The sequence below is a fragment of the Streptomyces sp. AN091965 genome (genome assembly GCF_022698285.1).
Lineage (GTDB): Bacteria > Actinomycetota > Actinomycetes > Streptomycetales > Streptomycetaceae > Streptomyces.
In genome coordinates this window covers 267,093-288,195 of sequence record NZ_JALDMY010000001.1, presented here as the reverse complement: position 1 = coordinate 288,195, position 21,103 = coordinate 267,093, and the positions used below count along the sequence as shown (strand labels likewise).

The following is a 21,103-nucleotide window of genomic DNA, read 5'->3' as shown; positions in this document are numbered from 1 at the left end:
ACTCCTCTGAAATTCCTAAGCCGTTAACCGAGTGCTCTGGCCGGACCCAGAGGTCGCGTCGCGATACCAGTACTCGAGGGTCAGCACATGCCACAGATGCTTGGAGAAGTCCCGCTGCCCGGCGGCGTCCTCGGCGACCATGCGCGCGAGCGCGTCCCGGCGGAGCAGCCCGGAACGGACCAGCTCGCCGTCGTGCACCACCTCGCGCACCAGCGGCGCCAGGTCCCGGCTCATCCAGGCCCGCAGCGGGGCGCTGAACAGGCCCTTGGGCCGGTAGACGATCTCCCGGGGCAGGATCGAGGTGGCCGCCTCCTTGAGCACGGCCTTGCCCTGCCGCCCGACGATCTTGCGATCCCCGGGCACGGCGAACGCCGCCCTGACCACCTCGACGTCCACGTACGGAACCCGCACCTCGGTCGACGCGGCCATGCTGGAACGGTCCGTGTACGTGAGGTTCAGGCCCGGCAGGAACATCCGCGCGTCGCCCAGGCACATGCGGTTGACGAAGTCGTCGAGGTCGTTGTCCCGGTAGACGTCCGCGTGCTCGGTCAGCACGTCGTCGACCGTCCCCGCCAGGTCCGGATCGACCAGGGCCAGCAGCTCGTCCTGGTCGTACATGGTGTAGCTGCGCCGGAACGCGGTCTCCTCCGGCAGCTCCGCGAAGGACAGGAACCGCTTCGCGAACCGCACCGACCGGTACCCCCGGCGGGCCGTGGCGACCGGCAGCCGGTCCACGGCCCTGGACACCCCGCGCCGCAGCGGCCGCGGGACGCGCTGGTAGCGCACCGCGAGGAGGTTGGCCAGGTGCTTGCGGTACCCGGCGAACAGCTCGTCGGCCCCCATCCCCGACAGCATCACCTTGACCCCGGCCTCCCGGGCGGCCGAGCAGATCAGGAACGTGTTGATCGCGGCCGGGTCGCCGATCGGCTCGTCCAGGCTGTACGTCATCCGCGGCAGCAGGTCGAGCACGTTCGGAGCGATCTCGATCTCGTGCAGATCGACGCCGAACCGCTGCGCCACCTGCCGGGCGTAGCGCAGGTCGTCCGGCATCGCCTCGAACCTGGCGTCCTCGGCCCGGAACCCGATCGTGTAGGCGGAGATCCCGGGCTGGTGGCGGGCCGCGAGCGCGGTCAGCCAGCTGGAGTCGAGACCACCGGAGAGGAAGGTCGCCACGGGTACGTCGGAGAGCAGGTGCCGCCGCGTCGACTCCTCGACGATGGCGGCCAGGTCGGGCCGCTCACCGCTGAGGGCCCGCTCCCGGCCCTCGGCGGCGACGTCCTTCAGGTGCCAGTACCGGCCGCGCTCCACCCGGCCGTCGGCCCGGCACCGCAGCCAGCTCCCCGGCGGCAGCTTCTCCGCCTCGCGGTACGCGCACCGCGAGTCCGGCACCCAGTAGTAGAGGAGCGAGGCCACCAGCGCCCCGTGGTCCACCTCAAGGGACCCGCCCGTGGCGGTGGCGAGCGCCTTGAGCTCGGAGGCGAACACCAGCCCCTCGCCGCGCCGCAGCAGGAACAGCGGCTTGATGCCGAGCTGGTCCCGGGCGAGCACCAGGTCACCCGTGCGCTCGTCGAAGATCCCGAACGCGAACATGCCGCGAAGGCGGGGCAGACAGTCCGTGCCCCACCGCCGCCAGGCCTCAAGGACCACCTCGGTGTCGGAGGTGCCGCGGAAGCGCACCCCGGCGGCCGCCAACTCGGCCCGCAGCTCCGGCGCGTTGTACAGCTCGCCGTTGTACGTCAGGGCGAGGCCGCCCGAGACCATCGGCTGGGCGCCGGTCTCCGACAGGTCGATGATGGCGAGACGGCGGTGCCCGAGGTGCACTTCGCCGTCACCGGCGGGATGGCTGTACCTGCCCGCCCCGTCCGGACCGCGATGGGTGAGGACATCGGTGAGCCGGTCGGTCACGACCTTCCCGTCCGGCCATCGATACGTGCCTGCGATACCACACATGTCCTACCGCGCCTCCTGGTCGCTGTCCGGGACCCGAGCGGCCGGCCTCGACGGTCTCTCCGTCCGCGGCCCGCCCGTCCCGTTCTGCCGGGGTGGCCGCTCGGTGCGCGGCTGACCCGTTCCGTTCTGCCGGGCCCGCCGCTCAACAGGGCCCCGCAGCGCGGCGTGCGGCCCGTCCCACAGCGTGCCGTCGGTCCTGTCCCGCGGATCGGGGTCGATCAGCACCACACCGATCACGGGAACGCACTGGTCCGCGAGTTGCCGCGCCACGGTGTGCAGCCACGCGGCACTGCCGTGCCCGGCCCGCACGACGAGCACGGTCTGACCGCCGAGGTACTGCAGATCGGTCCAGGCCGTGCCGGGCGCGACCGAGCCGACGCCGATCCTGCGCACCTCGGGCGACACGGTCGCGGCCCGCTCGCCGCTGACCACGTCCGGGTCTCCCGACTCCTTGCGGCTGCCCGCGAGCTGCGGTCCCGGCAGACCGTCGACGACGACCACGGGCCCGTCCGCCGCCAGGGCTCTGGCCACGTTCAGGGCGAGCACGCTCGTGCTGCGCGCACAGCCCAGTTCGAGCAGCGACACCGGTTCCGTGGAGTTGCGCACGGTGCGCACCAGGGTCGTGGTGAGCCGTTCGTGTGCCGTACGGGTCCGTCGCCGCTGCCACAGCCAGGCCGGTCTGCGGCGCGCACGGCGCAGCTCCGCGATGACCGAGGCGCCCAGGTTCGCGGCGATCTCCCGGCGCAGCACGGGGCGGTCCGCCACCACCGTGCCGACCGCGGCCACCGCGAGCCCGAGGACGAGCCCGAGGACCGCCCCGATCACGGCGTTCGTGCCCGCGGCCTTGGGCAGCGAGTGCTCCACCGCGCGCGGGTCGTCCACGATCTGCGTGCCGGAGATGAGCCGGGGCGTGCCGACGCGTGCCTCCTCGGCGCGCTGGGCGAAGTCGGCGATCCGCGAACTGAGCTCGGCCCGGCGGGCGAAGAGCGACTCCATGTTCGCCGGCGCCTTCTCCCCGCTCTGCGGCGACCGGCCGCCGATCACCTTGTTGACCTCGGCGAGTTCCTTCCGCATCCGGTCACGCTGCTCCAGCAGTGCCTCGGCCTCCGCCTTCGCTGCCTCCTTCATCCGCCGCACGTGGTCCGCGACGAACGCGTTCGCCAGCGCCTTGGCCCGGGCCACCGCGTCCGCCTCGCTGGCGGCCGTCACATCGATCCGCAGCAGGTTGTTGGTCAGGCCCGTGCCCCGGTAGTCCTGCATGAAGTCCTCCGGCCTCACGGGGGACTTGAGCGACTGCAGGGCCTTGGCGGCGATCCGTGTGGTCCCGAGCAGCTCGACATCGGTACGGATCAGCGTTCCGGTGTCGTTCGGCTGGTCCTCCTTGTGCGCGACGAGGACCTTGGTCATGGCGCTCGGCGGCGGGGGCCGCAGCACCGCCAGCGCCGCGCCGGCCAGCAGCCCGATGACCGCGAGCGAGGACCACAGGCGGCGCCGTCTGCGCACCGCCACCACCAGCGTCTGCAGATCGAGGAGTGGAGCGGCGGTCGACGACTCCGTTGTCCTGCCCCTCACACCGCACCTCCCCCTGTGTCGTCGCCCACCGCGATGGCAGGCGTGGCGCGCCGCGCGGAACGGCCGGCCTTCTCCTTCGGACGCGCCCGGACCGGACCGGCCACGACGATGCCGACGACCTCGTGCCCCGCGTCAGCACTCGCCTCGGCGACGGCCGCGAGGTCCCCCGCGGTCCAGGTGCCCGCGCTGAGCACGACCAGGACACCGGACTCGATGTCGCGGTCCGGCACCATCGGCCGGGACATCGAGACCCCCACCACCCGCAGCGGATCGCTCTTGGCCTCGGTGACGAGCTGCCCGGCGGCCCGGCGGGCGACCTCGTCGCCGTCCGGTACGACGACCAGTAGCCGCCGCGGGGCCGGCACCAGATCCCGCAGGCGGGCGCACACGCGCCGGTAGCGGACCTGTCTGCTGGCCTCGTCGCCGGACGACTGCGGGATCGGCAGGTCCCACCGGGTGTCGACGCCGAGGAACCAGCGGACCCAGGCCCGTCGGCCACGGCCCTTGGGCCGGTGCGCGGACCGCTCACCCGGTACGTCGACGGTGCCGAGGAGCACCGAGCCGAGCGCCGCGGCGATCTCCGGCTCGGTCCGCAGCCGACGGTTCACCCGGGCCGCGGTGAGATGGCCGATGACCGAGAACACGAAGGCCAGCAGTGCCCCGGCCACGGTCAGCTGCAGCCTCGTCGGCGGCGCCTCGCCGGTCGGCCGGGCCGCGGGGCCCATGACGACCATGCCTGCCTTGCCGGTCGCCGGATCGGCCTCGTCGAGCTTCTTCATGGCCTCCGCCAGCGCCGTACGCAACTTCTCCAGCTCGGTGCGGACCTGCACGCTCTCCACGGTCTGCCCCGGATCCGCCGCATTGGCCAGTTCGGTGATGCGGCGGTTGGTCTCCGTCACCTTCTTCCGCAGCGCCTCGGGCCCGGTGGCGGCCCCCGAGTCGGTGCCGTCGCCCGCGATCCGTGCGGCGAAGGCGACGAACTGGTGGGCCAGCCGGTCGGAGAGCTGCTGGGCGCGCTCCGGAGTCTCGGCCGTACCGGAGACCTTGATGATGTTCCCGTCCGCTGCCTTGGCGCTCACGTGGCCCCGCAGGTCGCTGCCGCTGACGCCGTCCCAGCGGAGCGCGGCGGCCGTGCGGTCGACCACCGCCGAACTGGTGGCGATCTCCGCCTGGGTCAGCAGTTCGCGCTCCTCCCACTGCCCCGGCAGCAGGACCGACGTCGACGTCGTATAACGCGGCGGGAACAGCAGGGAGGTGCCGTAGCCGACGAGCGCGCCCACCACCGTGAGAATGGCCAGGAGCCGCCAGCGACGGCGGAGGATCCGCCCGATCGTGACCAGGCGTATGGTGTCATCGCTCAACGGTGCGGCCTCTTCCGTGTCCGGACCGGGCGTCGCCCGCCGGCACCGGAGCATGGTCACGGCAGGCAGCTGTGTAGGCGGCGAGCAGCGAGCGCTGGGAGTTCTGCCAGGAGAGCTCCCCGCTGATCCGCTCCTTGCCGATCTCGCCCATCCGGGCCCGCCGCTCGGGGTCGTCGAGCAGCAGCGCGACGAGCTCGGCGAACGCGGCCTCGTCGTTGGCGGGCGCGTAGACGGCGGCGTCCCCGGCGGAGACTCTCGCCTCCTTCAGGTCGAACGAGACGATCGGCCGGCCCATCGCCATGTACTCCAGGACCTTGTTCATGGTCGATACGTCGTTGAGCGGATTGCGCGGGTCGGGGGAGAGGCAGACGTCCGCCGTGGACAGATAGCGCACCAGGTCGGCGTCCGGGATGCGCCCGGTGAACTGCACCTGCTCGGACAGGCCGAGCTGCCGGGACAGCGCCACCATCGCGTCGAAGGCGTCACCCGCCCCGACGAACACCGCGTGCCAGTCGCTCCGCCCGACCTCGTCCCGCAGCTTCGCCAGGGCCCGCAAGGCGTAGTCGACGCCGTCCTGCGGCCCCATCACGCCTAGGTAGCACAGCAGATGGGGCTTGCCGCGCTTCAACTCGGGCTCCGGCGCGACCGGTTGGAACCGGTCGGTCGCGGGGGCGCTGCGCACCACGAAGACGTCCTCGGGCCGCCGTCCGCCACGGCGCACCGCGACGTCCCGGTAGCTCTCGTTCGTCGCGAGCACGATGTCCGCGGCCCGATAGGTCCGCCGCTCCAGCGCGCACACGGCGCGGTAGAGCAGGTCCTTGCCGCGGCCGAACCGCGAGAGGTACAGCTCGGGCACCAGGTCGTGCTGGTCGAAGACGAACCGCGAGCCGCGCCGCTTCAGCCACAGGGCCGGCAGGAACAGCAGGTCGGGCGGATTGCAGGCGTGGACCACGTGGACCGGGCCGACCTTCCGGGCGAGCCGGAGCGTATGCCACAACGCCGAGCCGTACTCCCGCAGATAGCCGGCCGGTCCGCCGGTGGCCGCGCGCAACGGGTAGCGGTGGATCCGCACCCCGTCGATCTCCGCTTCCAGTTCCGTGTCCCGCTTGTTCCCCCGGGGACAGATGACGTGCACTTCCCAACCCGCGTCGCGCAGCGTCGTGCATTCTTGCCACACCCGCCGGTCGAACGGCACCGACAGGTTCTCCACCAGGATCAGCGCGCGCCGGGCAGGCGCGCCGCCGCTGGTCGTATTACCAAGCAAGACCCAAGTACCCCGTTTCGGCCCGGCGCTCCTCGGCGTCCGGAAGGCGGATGAGATCGACGATCACCGGTCCGTCACCATGGGGCAGTGCCGAGAGCACCGCCGGATCCTTGGTCCCGACCAGGCAGACGTCGGCGTGTTCGAGCACCTCGTCGACGGAGTCCGCGAGCAGCTGCGCGAGGTGCGGAAGGCGGGTCTCGATGTACTCGCGGTTCGCCCCGATCAGCCGGGAGAGGCTCACATTGGCGTCGTAGATCTTGAGCTCGTACCCCTTGCCGAAGAGCCGCTCCGCCAGCTCGACGAGCGGACTCTCGCGGAGGTCGTCGGTGCCGGGCTTGAAGGAGAGCCCGAACAGGCCCACCCGCCGCTTGCCGGTGCGCTCCACCAGCTCCACCGCGCGCTGCAGATGGTCGGCGTTGGAGGGCAGCACATGGGACAGGATCGGCACCGAGACGTCGGCCCGCTGCGCCGCGTACACCAGGCTCCGCAGGTCCTTGGGCAGGCAGGAGCCGCCGAAGGCGAAGCCGGGCCGCAGATAGGCGGGGCTGATGTTCAGCTTGCGGTCGGCCAGGAACACGTCCATCACCTGGTGCGAGTCCACCCCGAGCGCCTGGCACACCGCGCCCAGCTCGTTCGCGAAGCCGATCTTCAGGCCGTGGAACGCGTTGTCCGCGTACTTGATCGCCTCGGCCGTCGGCACCGGCACCCGGAACACCTCGCCGGGCAGGCCCTCGTACAGCGCCGCCACCGCGTCGCCGCTCGCCGGGTCGAGCTGCCCGACGACGGTCTTGGGCGGGTCGAAGAAGTCCCGCACGCTCGTGCCCTCGCGCAGGAACTCCGGGTTGACCGAGACCCCGAAGTCCACCCCGGCCGTGCCGCCGACGTACTTCTCCAGGATCGGCACCAAAAGGTTCATGCAGGTGCCCGGGAGCATGGTGCTGCGGAACACCACGGTGTGCCGCCCGCCCCGCTCGGCGAGCGCGGCGCCGATCTGCTCGGTGACGCGCTCCAAGTAGGTGGTGCACAGGCTGCCGTTGGGCTCCGAGGGCGTGCCCACGCAGACCAGCGACACCTCGCTTCCCATGATCGCTTCACGGACGTCGCGCGTGGCCCGTAAGGCTCCGGTCCGCACGACTTCGGCGGTGAGCTCGCCGATCCGCTCCTCGATCACCGGGGCCTTGCCGTCGTTGACCAGGTCGACCTTCACCTGGTTCACGTCGACGCCGATGACCTCGTGCCCCATGCTGGCCAGGCACGCGGCCGACACGCAGCCCACGTAACCGAGCCCCAGGACGCTGACTCTCATAACCCGTTCCTCCCCCCAGGCACGCCCTTCCGGCCTGCCTTCCGTGTACCGGCCGGACGACGAACTCCCCGCATCAATAGGCTCCTTGCCCCTGGAGCACCGCCCGCAGGGTCTTCCACAAGATCACTGTGTCCAGGGCGAGCGACCAGTCCTCCACGTACCGCAGATCGAGGCGGACCGCCTCCTCCCACGGCAGGTCGCTGCGCCCGCTGATCTGCCACAGGCCGGTGAGCCCGGGCTTGACGAGCAACCGCCGCCGGATGTCCGGGCCGTACGCGGCGGATTCCTCCGGCAGCGGAGGTCGCGGACCGACGAGCGACATCGACCCGGTGAGGACGTTGAAGAGCTGCGGGAGCTCGTCGAGCGAGTACCGGCGAAGCACCGCTCCCACCCGGGTCACCCGCGGATCCCTGCGGAGCTTGAACAGCAGCCCCGCGCCCTCGTTGCGGTCGGCCAGCGCGGCCCGTGCCCCATCAGCGCCGACGACCATGGTGCGGAACTTCAAAATCGTGAACTCCCGCCCGTCCTTGCCGACTCGGCGCTGCCGGTAGAACGCCCCGCCCCGGCTGTCCACGAGCACAAGCAGCCCGACGAGCATCATCAGCGGCGCGAACAGCAGCAGCAGGAGGGCCGCGCCCATCCGGTCGACGACCTCCTTGACCGCCCGGCGGCCCCCGGTGAAGGTCGGCATGCTGACTCGGAGCAGCGGGATCCCGAGCACCGCGTCGACGTGCAGCCGCGGCCCTGCCACCTCCATCAGCACGGGCGCCACGACCATCTCGGCGTCGCTGCCCTCAAGGTTCCAGGCGAGGCGTTGCAGCCGATCGGGAGACCAGTGCGGGTCCGGCGTGACCGCGACGACGCGGTAGCCGTCACGGCGTACGTGACCCGCGACGTCCGCCAGTCGGCCGACGACCGGCACGCCGTCCAGGTGGTCCCCGTCGGGCCCGAGGCCGTCCGTCGTGCAGACCGCCTCGACCCGCCAGCCGAGGTGCGGGAACTTACGGGCCCGGGTGATCAGATCGCGCACGGTGGCCAGGCTCCCGGCGGCGAGCACCGGTCTGAGGCACCGGCCTTCCTTGCGCTGCTTGTGCAGCCAGAGGCGCAGCAGATAGCGCGCCGTCATGGTGATGATCGCGATGGCCGGTATCGCGACGAAGATCCAGAGTTTGATGTTGCGCGAGGTGAAGGCGATCCCGCCGAGCGCCAGGACGACCGTCGCCGCGAACAGCGAGCGGCCAAGGCGCCGGAATTCCTCGGCCCCCTGGCCGAGCACGGCCGGAGCCCACGAACGGCTCACCGCGAGGGCACCCAGCACGAGCAGCTCGGTGCCGAAGGCGAGAATGCCCCACTTCTCATGCCAGTTGGCCGCGTCCCGGGCCCCGAAGAAGTTACCGATGGCTGCCACTACGAAGGCTGTGGCCACGGTGTCGCTGGTGATCACGGTACGCCGGTACCGCTGCTCCCAGTCGATCGCGGGCTGGCTGATCGCCCCGTTCACCGGGCGCCCGCGCGCCGATGAGAACGGGCTGACTAATTCCCCCGGCTGTACAGCCCCCCGCAGGTCGCCAGTGGGCTCGGCGTGTTCGCTCCACATGGTTCCTCCCCCCCTCGGGAGGCCCCCGCCTCCCGCACTGGTCCACCCCTCGGGAGGCCCCCAGCCCCCCGCGCCGCACCGTTCCTCCCCTCGGGAAGCCGTCGCCCTCCGCGATGGCGTCCCGGTTGTTGCAGCGCTACTTGACCACCCCACCCAGGCGGCGGACGCTCACGCCCTGCCGGCCCCTCCAGGCATGCGGGAACCCGTCGAATTCCAGGTTGCCCCCCACGCCTGAGGCCTCAGCCCGGGCCCCAAGTACTGATCACCCCCACGTCCGCCGCCCGAGACGGCACATGCTGGCCTTCCGTGGTGCCGCACCCGCAGATCACTATCCGTTGCCTCGTGACCACGCAGGCGAAGCACGGTCAACATAGACCATCGGAGCCCGTCTGGAGAGGGGTGTGTGTGCAATTTGTGCGCAAGCTTTGAAGCCAAGTCCACCGGCTGGTTACCGCCCACGGACGCCTCGCCGACGAGCACGTGCCGTGTGGCCTGTGAATACGTCCTTCCGCCACCCCGAGGCCGCCCAAATCCGGGGGGCGCCCCGACCCCGCCAACTGGGCCGTAATCAGTACTGCAACGGTCCCTGACGTGACGACGGGGCGGGTGCGGCGTGACTCGGGTGACGAGTGGGAAGTTTGGGGCGGTCTGTTGGCGGATGCGCGGAGTGGGGCGTTCCTGCCCCCTCGGGGGAGGGGGCCGGCTTGTCCGCGGAGGCCCGCTGGGCGGTTGGCCAACGGGTCTGTGGCCTGCCCAGCGGGGAGGTCGCGTTAGCCACTGCGAAGGGGGCGTTTGCGCAGGGGCGGAGGGTGGCTAACTGGTCCTGGCGGGTGGGTCGTTGCGCTGTGCCCTGTTTGTCGCGGCTGTCTGGCTGGGCCTAGGGGTGGGGTGTGGTGGTGATGGTGCTGGTGAAGGCGGTTTGGTTGTTTTGGGTGGCGGTGATGTGGGTGGTGGTGGTTCCGGTGGTGGTTCCGGTGGTGGTTGCGCTTGGTCCGGTGTCAGGTCCGGGTTGTGTGGTGGTGGTGATGTGGGTGGGGGTGGTGTATTCGAGGAACTGGAGGAAGGTGGCGTGGATGTGGGTGGGGTAGGGGGGTGGGGTGGGCGGGGTGGTGAGGCGGGGGGTGCGGGTTGGGGTGCGGGTGAGGGTGGCTGTGGCTGTTCCTGTGGCTGTGACTGTGGTTGGTTCCGGGCTCGCGCCGGTGTTCAGTGCGGTGTGGTGGTTGTGGTTGTGGTTGTGGTTGTGGTTGTTGTGGTGGTGGGTGGCGTGGGTGGCTTGGCGGGCGGCTTCGAGGAGGAGCATGCCGGGGGTGTGGTCGACGGGGTGGTCGAAGAGGGTGGGGTGGGTGGTGTCATTGCGGAGGGTCCAGTGGTGGGGGTGGGGGGTGGGGGAGAGGACGACGTCGTGGGGGTGGTGGCGGCCTACGTGGGTGGGGTGGGTGGGGGGTGGGGGTGTGGTGGGTGTTTGGGGGTGGTTGCCGCGGATGCGCTGGTAGATGGTGGGGGAGTGGGCGGAGAAGCGGGTTTGGGCGGTGCCGAGGTGGGTGCCGTTGCGCAGGGCGATGGCGTGGAGGGTGAGGGCGGTGAGGTGGCCGTTTTGGCGGCGGCGGATGTCGGAGCAGGTGATGTAGAGGGTGAGGTGGGTGGGGTGGTGGGGGGTGTGGTGCATGGCGTGAGGGTTGATGTCGGCGGTGAGGTATTGCCAGATGAGGTGGTGGCCGTGGGGGAGGTGGTAGGCGTTGTGGGCGAGGAGGGGGAAGCATTGGCGGATGGTTTCGATGAAGAGGAGGGGGTCGTTGAGGTGGGGTGTGGGGGTGTAGAAGGGGTGGTGTGTCGGCCATTGGGCGGTGACGGTGTAGGTGTCGGGGCGCAGGGTGTCGTAGCCGGTGAGGAGGACTTCGGCGGGGTTGTGTTTGTGCACGTGGTGGGGTGCGAGGGTGGGTTGTGCGGGTGTGTGGGTGAGGTGCTGGGTGACAGGCATGGTGAGCCCCCGTTGAGTGGTTGCGAGTGACCGCTTGCACTTGTGCTCGGTTGGCGCTGTCTCGCCGTCCAGCAACATAACGAGTGTTCTTTTTGTTGTCGAGGGGTGTCTGGATCCTGTCCGTGGCACGGGGTGCCGTGCCGGGGGGCCGGGGTGCGGGGTGGCAGGGAAAGGGGGGCCTGTCGGGCGGGTGCACCCAGGGGCGCGGTGAGTGCCGGGGCAGGGTGCGGCGGGGGTGGGGGTGGTGGTGGAGTTGACCGGAACTGTTCGGCGGAGGCGGGGAGTTGGGGCCGTGAGGCGGGGCGTGGAGGGCGTTGGGTGGCTGAAAGTGGAAGGTCGTCATCCGTCGTGGGGCGGGTGGCTGCTTCCCGCCCCTTGGCTCCGATTTGACGGGGCGTCAGCTATCTGGTGCCTTCACCCCCACCGGCTGCCTCACTGCCCCGGTGCTGTCGCTCCCCACTGGGATTCCCGCCGTTCCGGTGTCTTCGGCTCTTTCTGCCGTCCTGGGCTGTTCGGCTGCGGGCTTGCCGCCCCTGTCCTGCGTGTCCTTGCCGGGCCTTCTGGCCAGGCCTGAGCCACCGTCAGGCCTCGGCGAATCAGAGAGGCAGCCTGGGGAACTTCGCCCTACAAGCCACCCCCCTGCGCGACGTGGCCACCGCGGCCACGGCGCGAAGCCCGCGATCGGTGGGGCAGGCCGGTCGCGGGCTGGGGCGCTGCGGGGGAGGGGGCTTGCGGTCAAGCGGCGTAGCCGAGGGCGATGGCAGCCACGACGGGTGCGAGGTGGAGGACGGGGAAGGTGATGGTCTTGTGCGAGCGGGTGCGCAGCACGGTGATGACGGCCCCGCCGAAGTGCAGGAAGAGGCCGATCGCGGCTGCCGCCCCGATCGCGGGCACCGCGAAGCCCACCAGCAGGCCGATGGCCCCGCCGGCCTTGGCCAGGCTGAGCAGGGCCCGCCACGACTGCGGGACGCCGTACTGGGTCGGCGGGGCGGTGGCCATCAAATGCCCTCAGCTCATGGTGTGTTGAGCGGCCCAGGTCCCCGCCGCCCTAGGTTGCCGAAATCCATTTCGACATCTACGGGAGGGGCAGGGTGCCCGATTAAGGGTGTGGCGGGCGACGGCGTCGCGTCGGAGCGCGATGCTCACGTCGTGCGATGGATGCGCACAACCGCTACCGGGCGCCGCGCGGGATGCGCCTGGCGGCAGTGAGCGTCATGAGTGAGCCTCCGCAGGCTGGACGCGGGCCCGCTCCTTCCTCCTTGTGAGTGATCGACTGGTGTGTGGCACGGGCCGAGCATGGAGGCAGGGCCTCGTGTGGGGCCGTTCGTTCCTGCTCGATGAGGAGTGGTTGTGTGGTGTCAGAAAGTGGCTCCGAGCCTCGCGCTCGGCTGCGCGCTCACCGCTGCTGTGATCGGTTTGGCGCCGGGTGCGGTCCACGCGGAACCTCGGGCCCAGGCGCGTGCCTCGGAGCCGGCCTGTGACGAACCGGGCACTGGCGAGTGCTACGTGGAATGGTTCGATCGCGTAGGCAACCGGACCATCGATCGAGACCCGGAGATCGGCGTCTGCCGCAACGTGGCCGCGGGCGCGGTCAGCGGCACCAACCGCACCAACCTCCCGCTGCGCTTCTGGCCCAGAGCCAACTGCCGCGACAGTCCGACGTTCCTGCTCCCCGCGGGCTTCTCCTGGAACGACCCCGTCCAGCCCTACTTCTCGTACATGCCCGCCCGCTGAGGCGCGTCGGGCGAGGAGTGCTCTCCTCCGCACTGGAGCCGGACGCGCAGCTCCGTCTCTGGGCTCTCGCTGCTGCGCAGGATGACCGTGACCTCACGCGAGCGGGCGGGGCGGGAGCTGACGGCCCCCGTACGCGGCGATCGCGGTCTGCCCGTCGAACGGCGTGATCGAGGCTCTGCCGGGCGGTGCGGAACAGGGCACCCTGCGTGCCATGACAGAGCGATTCTCATTTGGCAAACGCGTGCGGTTCCACCGAAAACGTCGTGGTCTTCTCCAGCGGGAACTCGGAGCGCTGCTGAGCCGCTCGGAGGACTGGGTGTACCGCGTGGAAGCGGACCGGATCCCCGTGCACAACGTAAGAATGCTCTCGGACCTGGCGCGGGCTCTCCGCGTGCAGGTGCAAGACCTTGAGGAAGCCCCGATATCCGTCGGCGGCGGAAGCGAAGTCGGCGTCACTGCCATCAGATCGGCCCTGATGCGTTCACGGCAGCTGAGCGGAGCCCTGTACGCGGACCGTGAACCACCGAAGCTGGAGCGTCTGGGCGCAGAAGTGGATGGCGCGTGGTCGCGCTTTCAGGCGTCTGACTACGAGCGACTCACCGAAGACCTCCCCGCTCTCTTGGCGGATGCTCGCCTTGCCGTGTGCGAGCACCCGTCGGGCCGGGAAAGAGTTCAGGCTTTGCGGCTCTTTGCTCTGGTGTGCCATGTCACGGCGGTTCTCCTTCGCAACATCGGCGAGACCAGCCTGGCCTGGACGGCATCCGACCAAGGAGACGTCGCGGCGAGTGAGTCGGAGGACCCGGCCGTGATGCTGGCACTGCGCCGATGCGTGCTTCATGTGCAGCTCGGGTCCGATATGGCCGCCGAGGCCGTGGACGTTGCGCTGCGCACCATGGAGGGCCTGGCACAGCGCCGGCTCCGGTCCTCACCGGTGGCGTTGTCCCTGCACGGAACGCTCTGCCTCAACGCGGCCGTCGCCGCGGCCCGGCTCCCCGACCGGCCCCTGGCCCATGACCTGTTGGCGCAGGCGCAGCGGGCAGCCGATCGTCTGGGTGCCGACGGCAACGCGATGTGGACCTCCTTCGGCCCTACGAACGTCGAGCTTCATCGCTTGGCACTGGCCCTTGAGTTCGACGATGGACAACTGGCCGTGGATCTGGCCTCCCGGCTGCGACTGGGGCGGGACCTGCCGCTGGAACGGCGTGCACGGGCGCGCCTCGATGTCGCTCGGGCCTTTGACGGGGTCGGCAGGACCGATGAGGCGGCGGATCAGCTGAAGCGGGCCTTCAGAGCGGCCCCCGCGCAGATACGGACGCATCACCTCGCCCGCACTCTGGCGGGGCGCCTGCACAGACAGAGCGCGCGACGAGACGTGTACGAACTCGCCCTGGCGCTCGGCGTACTCGACGCCTCGTGACGAAGACGACGGCGGACCCGGAAGTTTTTTCCGGGTCCGGCCCGTGCCGGTGGTCTACGGTCCCCTTCTCGCAGCCAGTGCCTCGTGCCCGGCCCCGGCGTCGCGGCACCGGCCGCGCGCCGCGCGGCCGACGCCGAGGGCCAGCCCCGGGACCTGCGGGGCAGGAAGACCCCGCAACGGAAGGTGGAATCGATGGCCACAGGGAAGAGAAGGGCGGCCTTCGCGCTGGTGGCGTCTCGCGCTGTCAGCCGGTGCGTTGACGGTGACGGTGGCCCCCGCGTCCGCAGGGCCCCCTTGTCCATGGCCTCGCGGCCCCCTTGTCCATGGCCTCGCGCGGCCTCCGATACACACTCCCGCGCGAGGCGGGGCCGCCTGGCGGCGCTGCGTGTAGGAGGCCGGGCACCCGCGCAGGGACCGGTGGCGATTGTGCGGGAACCGCCTGCGACGGCGGACGCCCGCAAGGACGCTGTCGCGCGCGGGCGTCGGCTGCAAAGAGTCCGCGAATGCTTTGCATACGGTGTACACCGTCCTGGCGGCGGCTCGGCAAGGCTGGCTCGACGACAACCCAGAGATCGTCTCGGAATGGCGCAAACTAAAGGAACGCCAGGACCAGGCGGCGGACTCCGTCTCCGCCTCCTGAACCGGAGAACGACCGGGCGGGGCAGGTGCGGTGAATGTCGTCACGGTTCTCCGGGTCTTATCCGGTGGCTGGGAACGACCGCATCGGCAGCTGTCGCCCCGGCCGTCAGCGGCAAGCTCGTGAGTAACTTCCTTCGCCACAATCGCCCACGTCACACACCGTTTCCAGAATGCGGAGTCCATTTCCGTCTCGCTCCACAGAGCTTTCGGGAAAGCACTCCAGCTTGCGCCGGACGGTAGATTCCGGGGGCGGAGCCATGGCTCTCCCGCACCCTCACCGCGTTCGGACCACGTACTGCGACCTACGGATAGGACGGCGATGAAGACACGGAGAAGAACGGCCTCAAGAACGAAGTGGCACAGACTCGGCAAGGCGGCACTGAGCGGCGCAGCGGTTGCCGCCTTGATCTGGTGCTTGGTGACCGGTGGCCTGTCGGGCACGCCCGCCACGGCGGACGCGCACACCGCTGACGCGGACACCAAGGTGCACAGCGCCCTCGTAGCGGACGACGCCCCCGGGTTCGCCATCGAGTACTTCGCCTATCCGCAGGCCGACAAGATCCGGGCGGAGAAGGGCATCATCCTCAAGCGGGGCGACGGGCACGTCCTGCTCGCCGACTGCGCCGGCGGGCCCGGTCTGCTGGAGGTCTGGGCCCGTGCCAAGGAGAAGATCTGCTTCCGGGTCACCGGCAACTCCGGCTATCTGAGCCTGGAGATCCCCTCGGTCTTCGGAGTGAAGGGCAACGACTACGCCGCCCGCGTGGACATGACCGCGGGCAGTGAGCGTAAGAGCTTCGACATCACGAAGAACGCCTGGACCGGAGTGGGAGAGAGCGCGGACGAACAGGGCCGCGACTTCATGCTCGTGGAGATCAGGACCGCCAAGTAGCTGCCATACCCGGCCTCTTCGCACGGCGCTTCCATGCCGGCGGCCCGACCGCGCCCGCCAAGGCCGTGCTCCGCGTTTCCCGTCAGGCCCCGCCGACGGGCCTCCCTTGCCCACCTCGCAGCAAGGAACACATCATGCCCCTCACCAGACCCCTGCGCCTCGTCGCTCTGGCCACAGCCATGATCACCGGGCCTCTCGCACTGAGCGCCGCCGTTCCCGTCGGCGCCGTCTCCGGTACCGCCACCACCAGCTCCGCCTACGCCTTCGCCGCGCGCCTGGACATCGGCGACGGCGAACGGGCCTGCTCGGGCGCGCTGGTGGACCCCCGCTGGGTGCTCACCGCCGCCTCCTGCTTCGTCGACGCCCCCGCATCGGGAGCGACGCCCGAGCCGGGCAAGCCCGCGAAGAAGACCGTCGCCACCATCGGCCGCACCGACCTGACCGGCACCGGGGGACTCGTCACCGAGGTCGTGGAGCTCGTCCCGCACCCGAGCCGAGACCTCGTCATGGCCCGGCTGGCGCAGCCCACCTCCGGGATCGCCCCGATCTCCCCGGCCACCACGGCACCCGGCGCCGGCGAGACCCTCAAGGCCGCCGGGTACGGCCGTACCAGGACCGAGTGGTCCCCGCTCACCCTGCACACCGGCTCCTTCACTGTGGACGCCGTCCAGGACGGCCAGGTAGCCATCACCGGCCAGGGCGGTGCCGCGGTGTGCGCAGGCGATACCGGCGGCCCCTTGATCAGGGAGCAGGACGGCAAGACCGAACTCGTCGCCGTCAACAGCCGCTCCTGGCAGGGAGGGTGCTTCGGACAGGAAGCGACCGAGACCCGTACCGGTGCCCTGTCGGGACGTGTCGACGACGGCGCGGCCCAGGAATGGGCCCAGGAGGCGCGGGAGCGTCTGCGCGAGGTCGTGTCCATGGCCGACATCAACGGAGACGGCGCGGACGACCTGGTGATTCAGGGCGCGGATGGCACCATCACAGTGCGCACCGCGGTGAAGAACTTCACGCCACAACCGGGAAAGCCCGCCTACCGGTTCTCCGCAGGGGTCCATTGGAGTGCGGGTTGGTCGAATTTCCTCGGTCTCCCTGGCCAGGGTCGTCTGTATTTCGGTGACGTCAACGGTGACAGCGAGGCTGATCTGATCGTTCATGGCACTGATGGGAACATTTCGGTGCGTGTGAACAAGGGCACGTATTTTGACGGTGGTACGCATTGGAGTGCGGGTTGGTCGAATTTCCTCGGTCATCCCGGCAAGGGTCGTCTGTATTTCGGTGACGTCAACGGTGACAGCAAGGCTGATCTGATCGTTCATGGCACTGATGGGAACGTCTCGGTGCGTGTGAACAAGGGCACGTATTTTGACGGTGGTACGCATTGGAGTGCGGGTTGGTCGAATTTCCTCGGTCATCCCGGCAAGGGTCGTCTGTACTTTGGTGACGTCAACGGTGACAGCAAGGCTGATCTGATCGTTCATGGCACTGATGGGAACATTTCGGTGCGTGTGAACAAGGGCACGTATTTTGACGGTGGTACGCATTGGAGTGCGGGTTGGTCGAACTTCCTCGGCCACCCCGGCAAAGGCCACCTGTACTTCGGCGACGTCAACGCCGACAAGAAGGCGGACCTGGTCGTCCACAGCCCGGACGGGAAGGTCGGTGCCCGTCTGAACACGGGTACCTACTTCGCCACCGCGCCGGGCGACGACTGGATCTGACGCACGAGCCGTCGCCCGCCGCAACAGCTGAGGCACCTCACCCCACCCTCCTGCCCCGCGCGGCCGCCCTGCGTGCCCGCTGTGCGCCGCCACCGGGCACCGACCTCGAAGGGCCACCCCTGTGGACACCACGTTATGGAGCAGACGACGCGTTCTGGCGACCTTGTCGGCCACCACCGCCGTCGCCGTCACCTCAAGTCTCGTCCTCAACCCGTTGGCGGCCCGAGCCGACACCCCGCCGACCGGCGGCGAGGAGGGCGACCCGTTCAGCCTGCCCGACACCGACCGGGCCAAGGTCGTCAAGGCGTGGCTGCTCGGCGGCAAGGCGGTCCGTACCGCCGCCGAGGCCGCACTGAGCGGCGCGGACGCCGATGTCCGGGCGTTTCTGGCCGACGGCCTGCCCAATGCCACCGCGGAGGACAACCGCGTCGCCATCCTCAGCTCGCTCGCCGGAGGCGGCAAGGGCACCCGGCGGGAGGCGGGCGCGGCATTGGACGGCGGCGACGCCACCATCGCCGAATTCCTCGACGGCGGATTCGAAGTCGCTCTGACGGAGGACTTGCGCGTCGCCACCACCACCGTGATGGCCGTCGGCGGGAAGGCCGTCAACCGCGACGGCGACGCGGCCCTGAAGGCAGGCACGCGGACCGCACTGGAGTCGTTCCTCACCGACGGCCAGCACGCGGCCCGCCTGGAGGACATGCGCTTCGAGGCGTTCACGCTCATGCGGGAGGCCGGTCCGGAAGTGCGCAAGTACGCCGACCGTGCCGTGTCGGGCACGGCCGCGGACGTGGAGTGGTTCCTCGACACCGGCCAGCACATCGCCCGCGCCCGCGACCAGGAGTCCGCCACCATCGAGGAACTCGTGGCGGTGGTCGAACGCGAGGGCAAGAAGGCCGACGCGAAGACGAAGCAGGCCGAAGAGGCCGCCGCCCGCGCCCAGACCGCCGCGGAGAAGGCCAAGGAAGCGGCGGAGAAGGCCGCAGCCGAGGCCAAGGCGGCCCAGGACGACGTGGTGAAGTCAGGCAGAGCCGCACGCAAAGCCGCCGAGTCGGCCAAAGGCGCGGCCAACTCCGCCCGGGTCGCGATCCGCGCCTCCCACGCCGCCGTTCAGGCCTCGCGCCGCGCCGCCTACGCCTCCACCGCGGCGAGCCAGGCCGCCGCCAGCGCGGGATCCGCCGCCGCGGCCGCCTACGGGGCCGCCATCGCCGCATCCAAGGACGCCTCGCGCGCGGCCGCCGCCAAGAACGCCGCCGTCGCCGCGCGCAACGCCGCAGCCAAGGCCCGCACCGCGGCCCGGGCCGCCGACCACGCCGCCACGGCCTCCGCCCAGGCCGCGGGCGCCGGGTCGGCCGCAGCGTCCGCGGCCCGCAACGCCGCGGCGGCCGCGAACGCCTCAGCAGCGGCCGCCGCGGCCGCGGGCAGGGCCCAGGCCCTGGCTGCCGAGGCCCGCCGCCAGGCACAGATCGCCAACACCAACGCCACCATCGCCACCAACGCCGCGGGCACCGCCCAGGCCCTGGCCAACAAGGCGGCGCAGGCGGCTCGTACCGCCCGTGACGCCGCCAACAGCGCGGCCGGTCATGCCGACAGAGCCGCGGACGCGGCGGAGTGGGCCGCCAAATACGCGGGTCAGGCCGTCGAGTACGCGAAGAAGTCCACCGAGTTCGCCAACGAGGCGACCAAGGCAGCGAACACCGCCATCGAAGCCGTCACCAAGGCCGTCGAGGTGGAGAAGGAGGCACGCGAGGCCGAGTGGCAGCGCCTGGACGAGGACATGAAGCAGGCGATGGAGGAGTCCCGGCTGCTCGTGCAGATCGAGGAGCAGGAGCGGGAGGAGGTCACCAGGAAACGCACCCAGGCCGATCAGCTCTCCCAGGCCACCAAGGACCTCATCGCTCAGGCCGAGGCGGCCCTGAAGGCAGGTGACGGGAACCTCGCCGCCACCGCGGGGCGCAAGGCGGCCATCGCCTTGATGAACGCTCCCGGCGGCTGGTCGCGTGAGGCCGCACGGTTCGCCCTGTGCGGTACGGAAGCCGACATCCACGCCTGGATCGACACCGACCGGCAGCTCGCCCAGCATCAGGACGACAGGGAGACCGCCCTCTACCTGGCCCGCATCTCCACCCCGGACGTCGCCGACGCCGCGACCGAGGCCGTGGAGAGCGCCGCCCCGGACGCTGCCACGACGTTCCTGAGCACGGGCGTGGTGGAGGCCTCCGCCACCGACAACCGCGTCATGATCACACGCATTCTGGCCAGCGGTCCCGGGAGCGCGGTGAGGAGGGCGGCGAACGACGCGCTGGACGCGGGGACCGCCCGGGCGCTGCACGAGTTCGTCAGCGCCGCCTACGAGGCGGCGCAGCAGGAGGACGACGCGGTGGCCACCGCCGCCGTCATCGCCTCGGCGGGCCCGTACACCAAGGCCCACGCCCAGGCCGCGATGGAGGGCCCGGCATGGATGCGCCGCCGCTTCCTCGCCACCGTGCAGTACAAGACCGCGCAGCTCGACCACGACTCCGCGGCACACATCGCCGCCATCCAGGGCGCGATCGCCGCCGCCATGAAGATCGCGCACAAGGCGCAGGAGGACGCCGCCCGCGCCCAGGAGGCGGCGGCCAGGGCCCGTAACGCGGCGTCGGAAGCGCTGGAGTGGGCGGACAAGGCGAAGAAGTCGGCGACGCAGGCCGCGCATTACGCCCAGCAGGCGGATGCGAACGCCGATGCCGCCGACAAGTCGGCCAGGGACGCCCAGGCATCCGCCGACAAGGCGAAGCAGGCAGCCGCCACCGCCCGTACGGCCGCGCGTACGGCGAACCACTCCGCCAACCGCGCCATGGACGCCGCCCGCCGCTCGGTGGCCTCCGCCAACTCGGCGCAGGAGTCGGCCACGTCGGCCCGCGCCTCGGCGATCCAGGCGGGCAAGGACGCGCGTACGGCGGCAGTGGCCGCCAGCCAGGCGCACCAGATCGCGGCCGCCAAGCGGAAGGCCGAGATCGCGGCGGCGATGAGGAAGGCGGCCGAGGACGCCCGCCGGGCACGGGCGAGCGGGCAGAACCCGGCCGACACCCCTGACAACGACGACTTCGACGACCTCGTCCCTCAGTGGAAGCTCGAGGCCAGGCGCTATGCGGACGCCTTCAACGCGTTCAGCATCCTCACCGGACTGGCCGCTGCCGGGCTCGGCGTCGCCAGCCTGTTCCTGCCCATCGCTCCCGTCACGGCTCCGCTCGCGGTCGGCTTCGGGATCGCCTCGCTCATCTTCACCGGCGCCAACGTCGTCTTCACCGGCCTCGGCTACGGCTGGACGAGCCGCAAATTCTTCACGTCCCTCGCCGGCGGCGGCCTGGCCCTGCTCACCTTCGGTCAGTCCAAATGGATCGGGGCGATGGGCGGCAGCAGGGCCGTGACGAAGGTCTCGCAGTTCGGACACGACCTCATCTCGCCGGTCACGAGCTGGCTGACCTTCTGATCACGCGCCCGACCGGAGCGCGGAGGCGGCGCCTCACTCCGCGCTCCGGCCGCACCCGGCCCTTGCCGACGCGCCCAGTCTCCCTGGCTGAGTGGTCCCGGGCAGAAGCCGGGATACGTCAGCGGGGGGTGGCGGCCCCGCAGCGCGCACATCTCCGCGGTCCGATCACGGACCCGGCGGGGTGGCTGATGGGCCTGGGCCTG

Annotated in this window: 12 protein-coding genes and 1 pseudogene; 5 read left to right on the top strand and 8 right to left on the bottom strand. The window is 70.7% G+C overall.

Annotation, left to right across the window (positions count from 1 at the left end; genetic code table 11):
• Window positions 1-15 precede the first annotated feature (15 nt).
• The 8 genes and pseudogenes from asnB to MQV74_RS01115 all read right to left on the bottom strand — a co-directional run bounded on the left by asnB (window position 16) and on the right by MQV74_RS01115 (window position 12,027).
• Window positions 16-1,950: an asparagine synthase (glutamine-hydrolyzing) gene (asnB, locus tag MQV74_RS01150; RefSeq protein ID WP_242714107.1), complete on the bottom strand. Its 1,935-nt coding sequence runs from the start codon at window positions 1,948-1,950 to the stop codon at window positions 16-18.
• Between the two features lie 3 nt (window positions 1,951-1,953).
• On the bottom strand, window positions 1,954-3,522 hold the full coding sequence (locus tag MQV74_RS01145) for a Wzz/FepE/Etk N-terminal domain-containing protein (RefSeq protein WP_242714106.1): 1,569 nt from the start codon (window positions 3,520-3,522) through the stop codon (window positions 1,954-1,956).
• Window positions 3,519-4,883, bottom strand: coding sequence for a Wzz/FepE/Etk N-terminal domain-containing protein (locus tag MQV74_RS01140; RefSeq protein WP_242714105.1), 1,365 nt, complete (start codon window positions 4,881-4,883; stop codon window positions 3,519-3,521). The genes MQV74_RS01145 and MQV74_RS01140 overlap by 4 nt, the downstream gene beginning before the upstream one ends.
• A pseudogene (locus tag MQV74_RS01135) lies at window positions 4,880-6,147 on the bottom strand (glycosyltransferase family 4 protein). The gene MQV74_RS01140 and the pseudogene MQV74_RS01135 overlap by 4 nt, the downstream one beginning before the upstream one ends.
• Window positions 6,137-7,453: a nucleotide sugar dehydrogenase gene (locus MQV74_RS01130; protein ID WP_242714103.1), complete on the bottom strand. Its 1,317-nt coding sequence runs from the start codon at window positions 7,451-7,453 to the stop codon at window positions 6,137-6,139. The pseudogene MQV74_RS01135 and the gene MQV74_RS01130 overlap by 11 nt, the downstream one beginning before the upstream one ends.
• A gap of 73 nt (window positions 7,454-7,526) precedes the next feature.
• The gene (locus tag MQV74_RS01125) at window positions 7,527-9,050 is read right to left on the bottom strand and encodes a sugar transferase (RefSeq protein ID WP_242714102.1); all 1,524 of its coding nucleotides are present in this window, start codon (window positions 9,048-9,050) and stop codon (window positions 7,527-7,529) included.
• An 877-nt stretch (window positions 9,051-9,927) separates the two neighbouring features.
• Window positions 9,928-11,028: a ScbA/BarX family gamma-butyrolactone biosynthesis protein gene (locus MQV74_RS01120; RefSeq protein ID WP_242714101.1), complete on the bottom strand. Its 1,101-nt coding sequence runs from the start codon at window positions 11,026-11,028 to the stop codon at window positions 9,928-9,930.
• A gap of 735 nt (window positions 11,029-11,763) precedes the next feature.
• Window positions 11,764-12,027, bottom strand: coding sequence for a DoxX family protein (locus MQV74_RS01115; RefSeq protein ID WP_242714100.1), 264 nt, complete (start codon window positions 12,025-12,027; stop codon window positions 11,764-11,766).
• 507 nt (window positions 12,028-12,534) lie between these two features.
• On the opposite strand from MQV74_RS01115, the gene MQV74_RS01110 reads away from it, so the two are divergent.
• From MQV74_RS01110 to MQV74_RS40650, 5 genes are all read left to right on the top strand, one after another.
• Window positions 12,535-12,762, top strand: coding sequence for a hypothetical protein (locus MQV74_RS01110; RefSeq protein ID WP_242714099.1), 228 nt, complete (start codon window positions 12,535-12,537; stop codon window positions 12,760-12,762).
• Between the two features lie 163 nt (window positions 12,763-12,925).
• Window positions 12,926-14,179 (top strand): helix-turn-helix domain-containing protein, encoded by a 1,254-nt coding sequence (locus MQV74_RS01105; RefSeq protein WP_242714098.1) that lies wholly within the window; start codon window positions 12,926-12,928, stop codon window positions 14,177-14,179.
• A gap of 1,054 nt (window positions 14,180-15,233) precedes the next feature.
• Complete coding sequence (locus MQV74_RS01100) at window positions 15,234-15,707, top strand: hypothetical protein (protein ID WP_308402214.1); 474 nt, start codon at window positions 15,234-15,236, stop codon at window positions 15,705-15,707.
• 134 nt (window positions 15,708-15,841) lie between these two features.
• The gene (locus tag MQV74_RS01095) at window positions 15,842-17,428 is read left to right on the top strand and encodes a trypsin-like serine protease (protein ID WP_242714096.1); all 1,587 of its coding nucleotides are present in this window, start codon (window positions 15,842-15,844) and stop codon (window positions 17,426-17,428) included.
• A gap of 163 nt (window positions 17,429-17,591) precedes the next feature.
• Window positions 17,592-20,900, top strand: coding sequence for an ALF repeat-containing protein (locus MQV74_RS40650; RefSeq protein ID WP_278194059.1), 3,309 nt, complete (start codon window positions 17,592-17,594; stop codon window positions 20,898-20,900).
• Window positions 20,901-21,103: the final 203 nt, after the last annotated feature.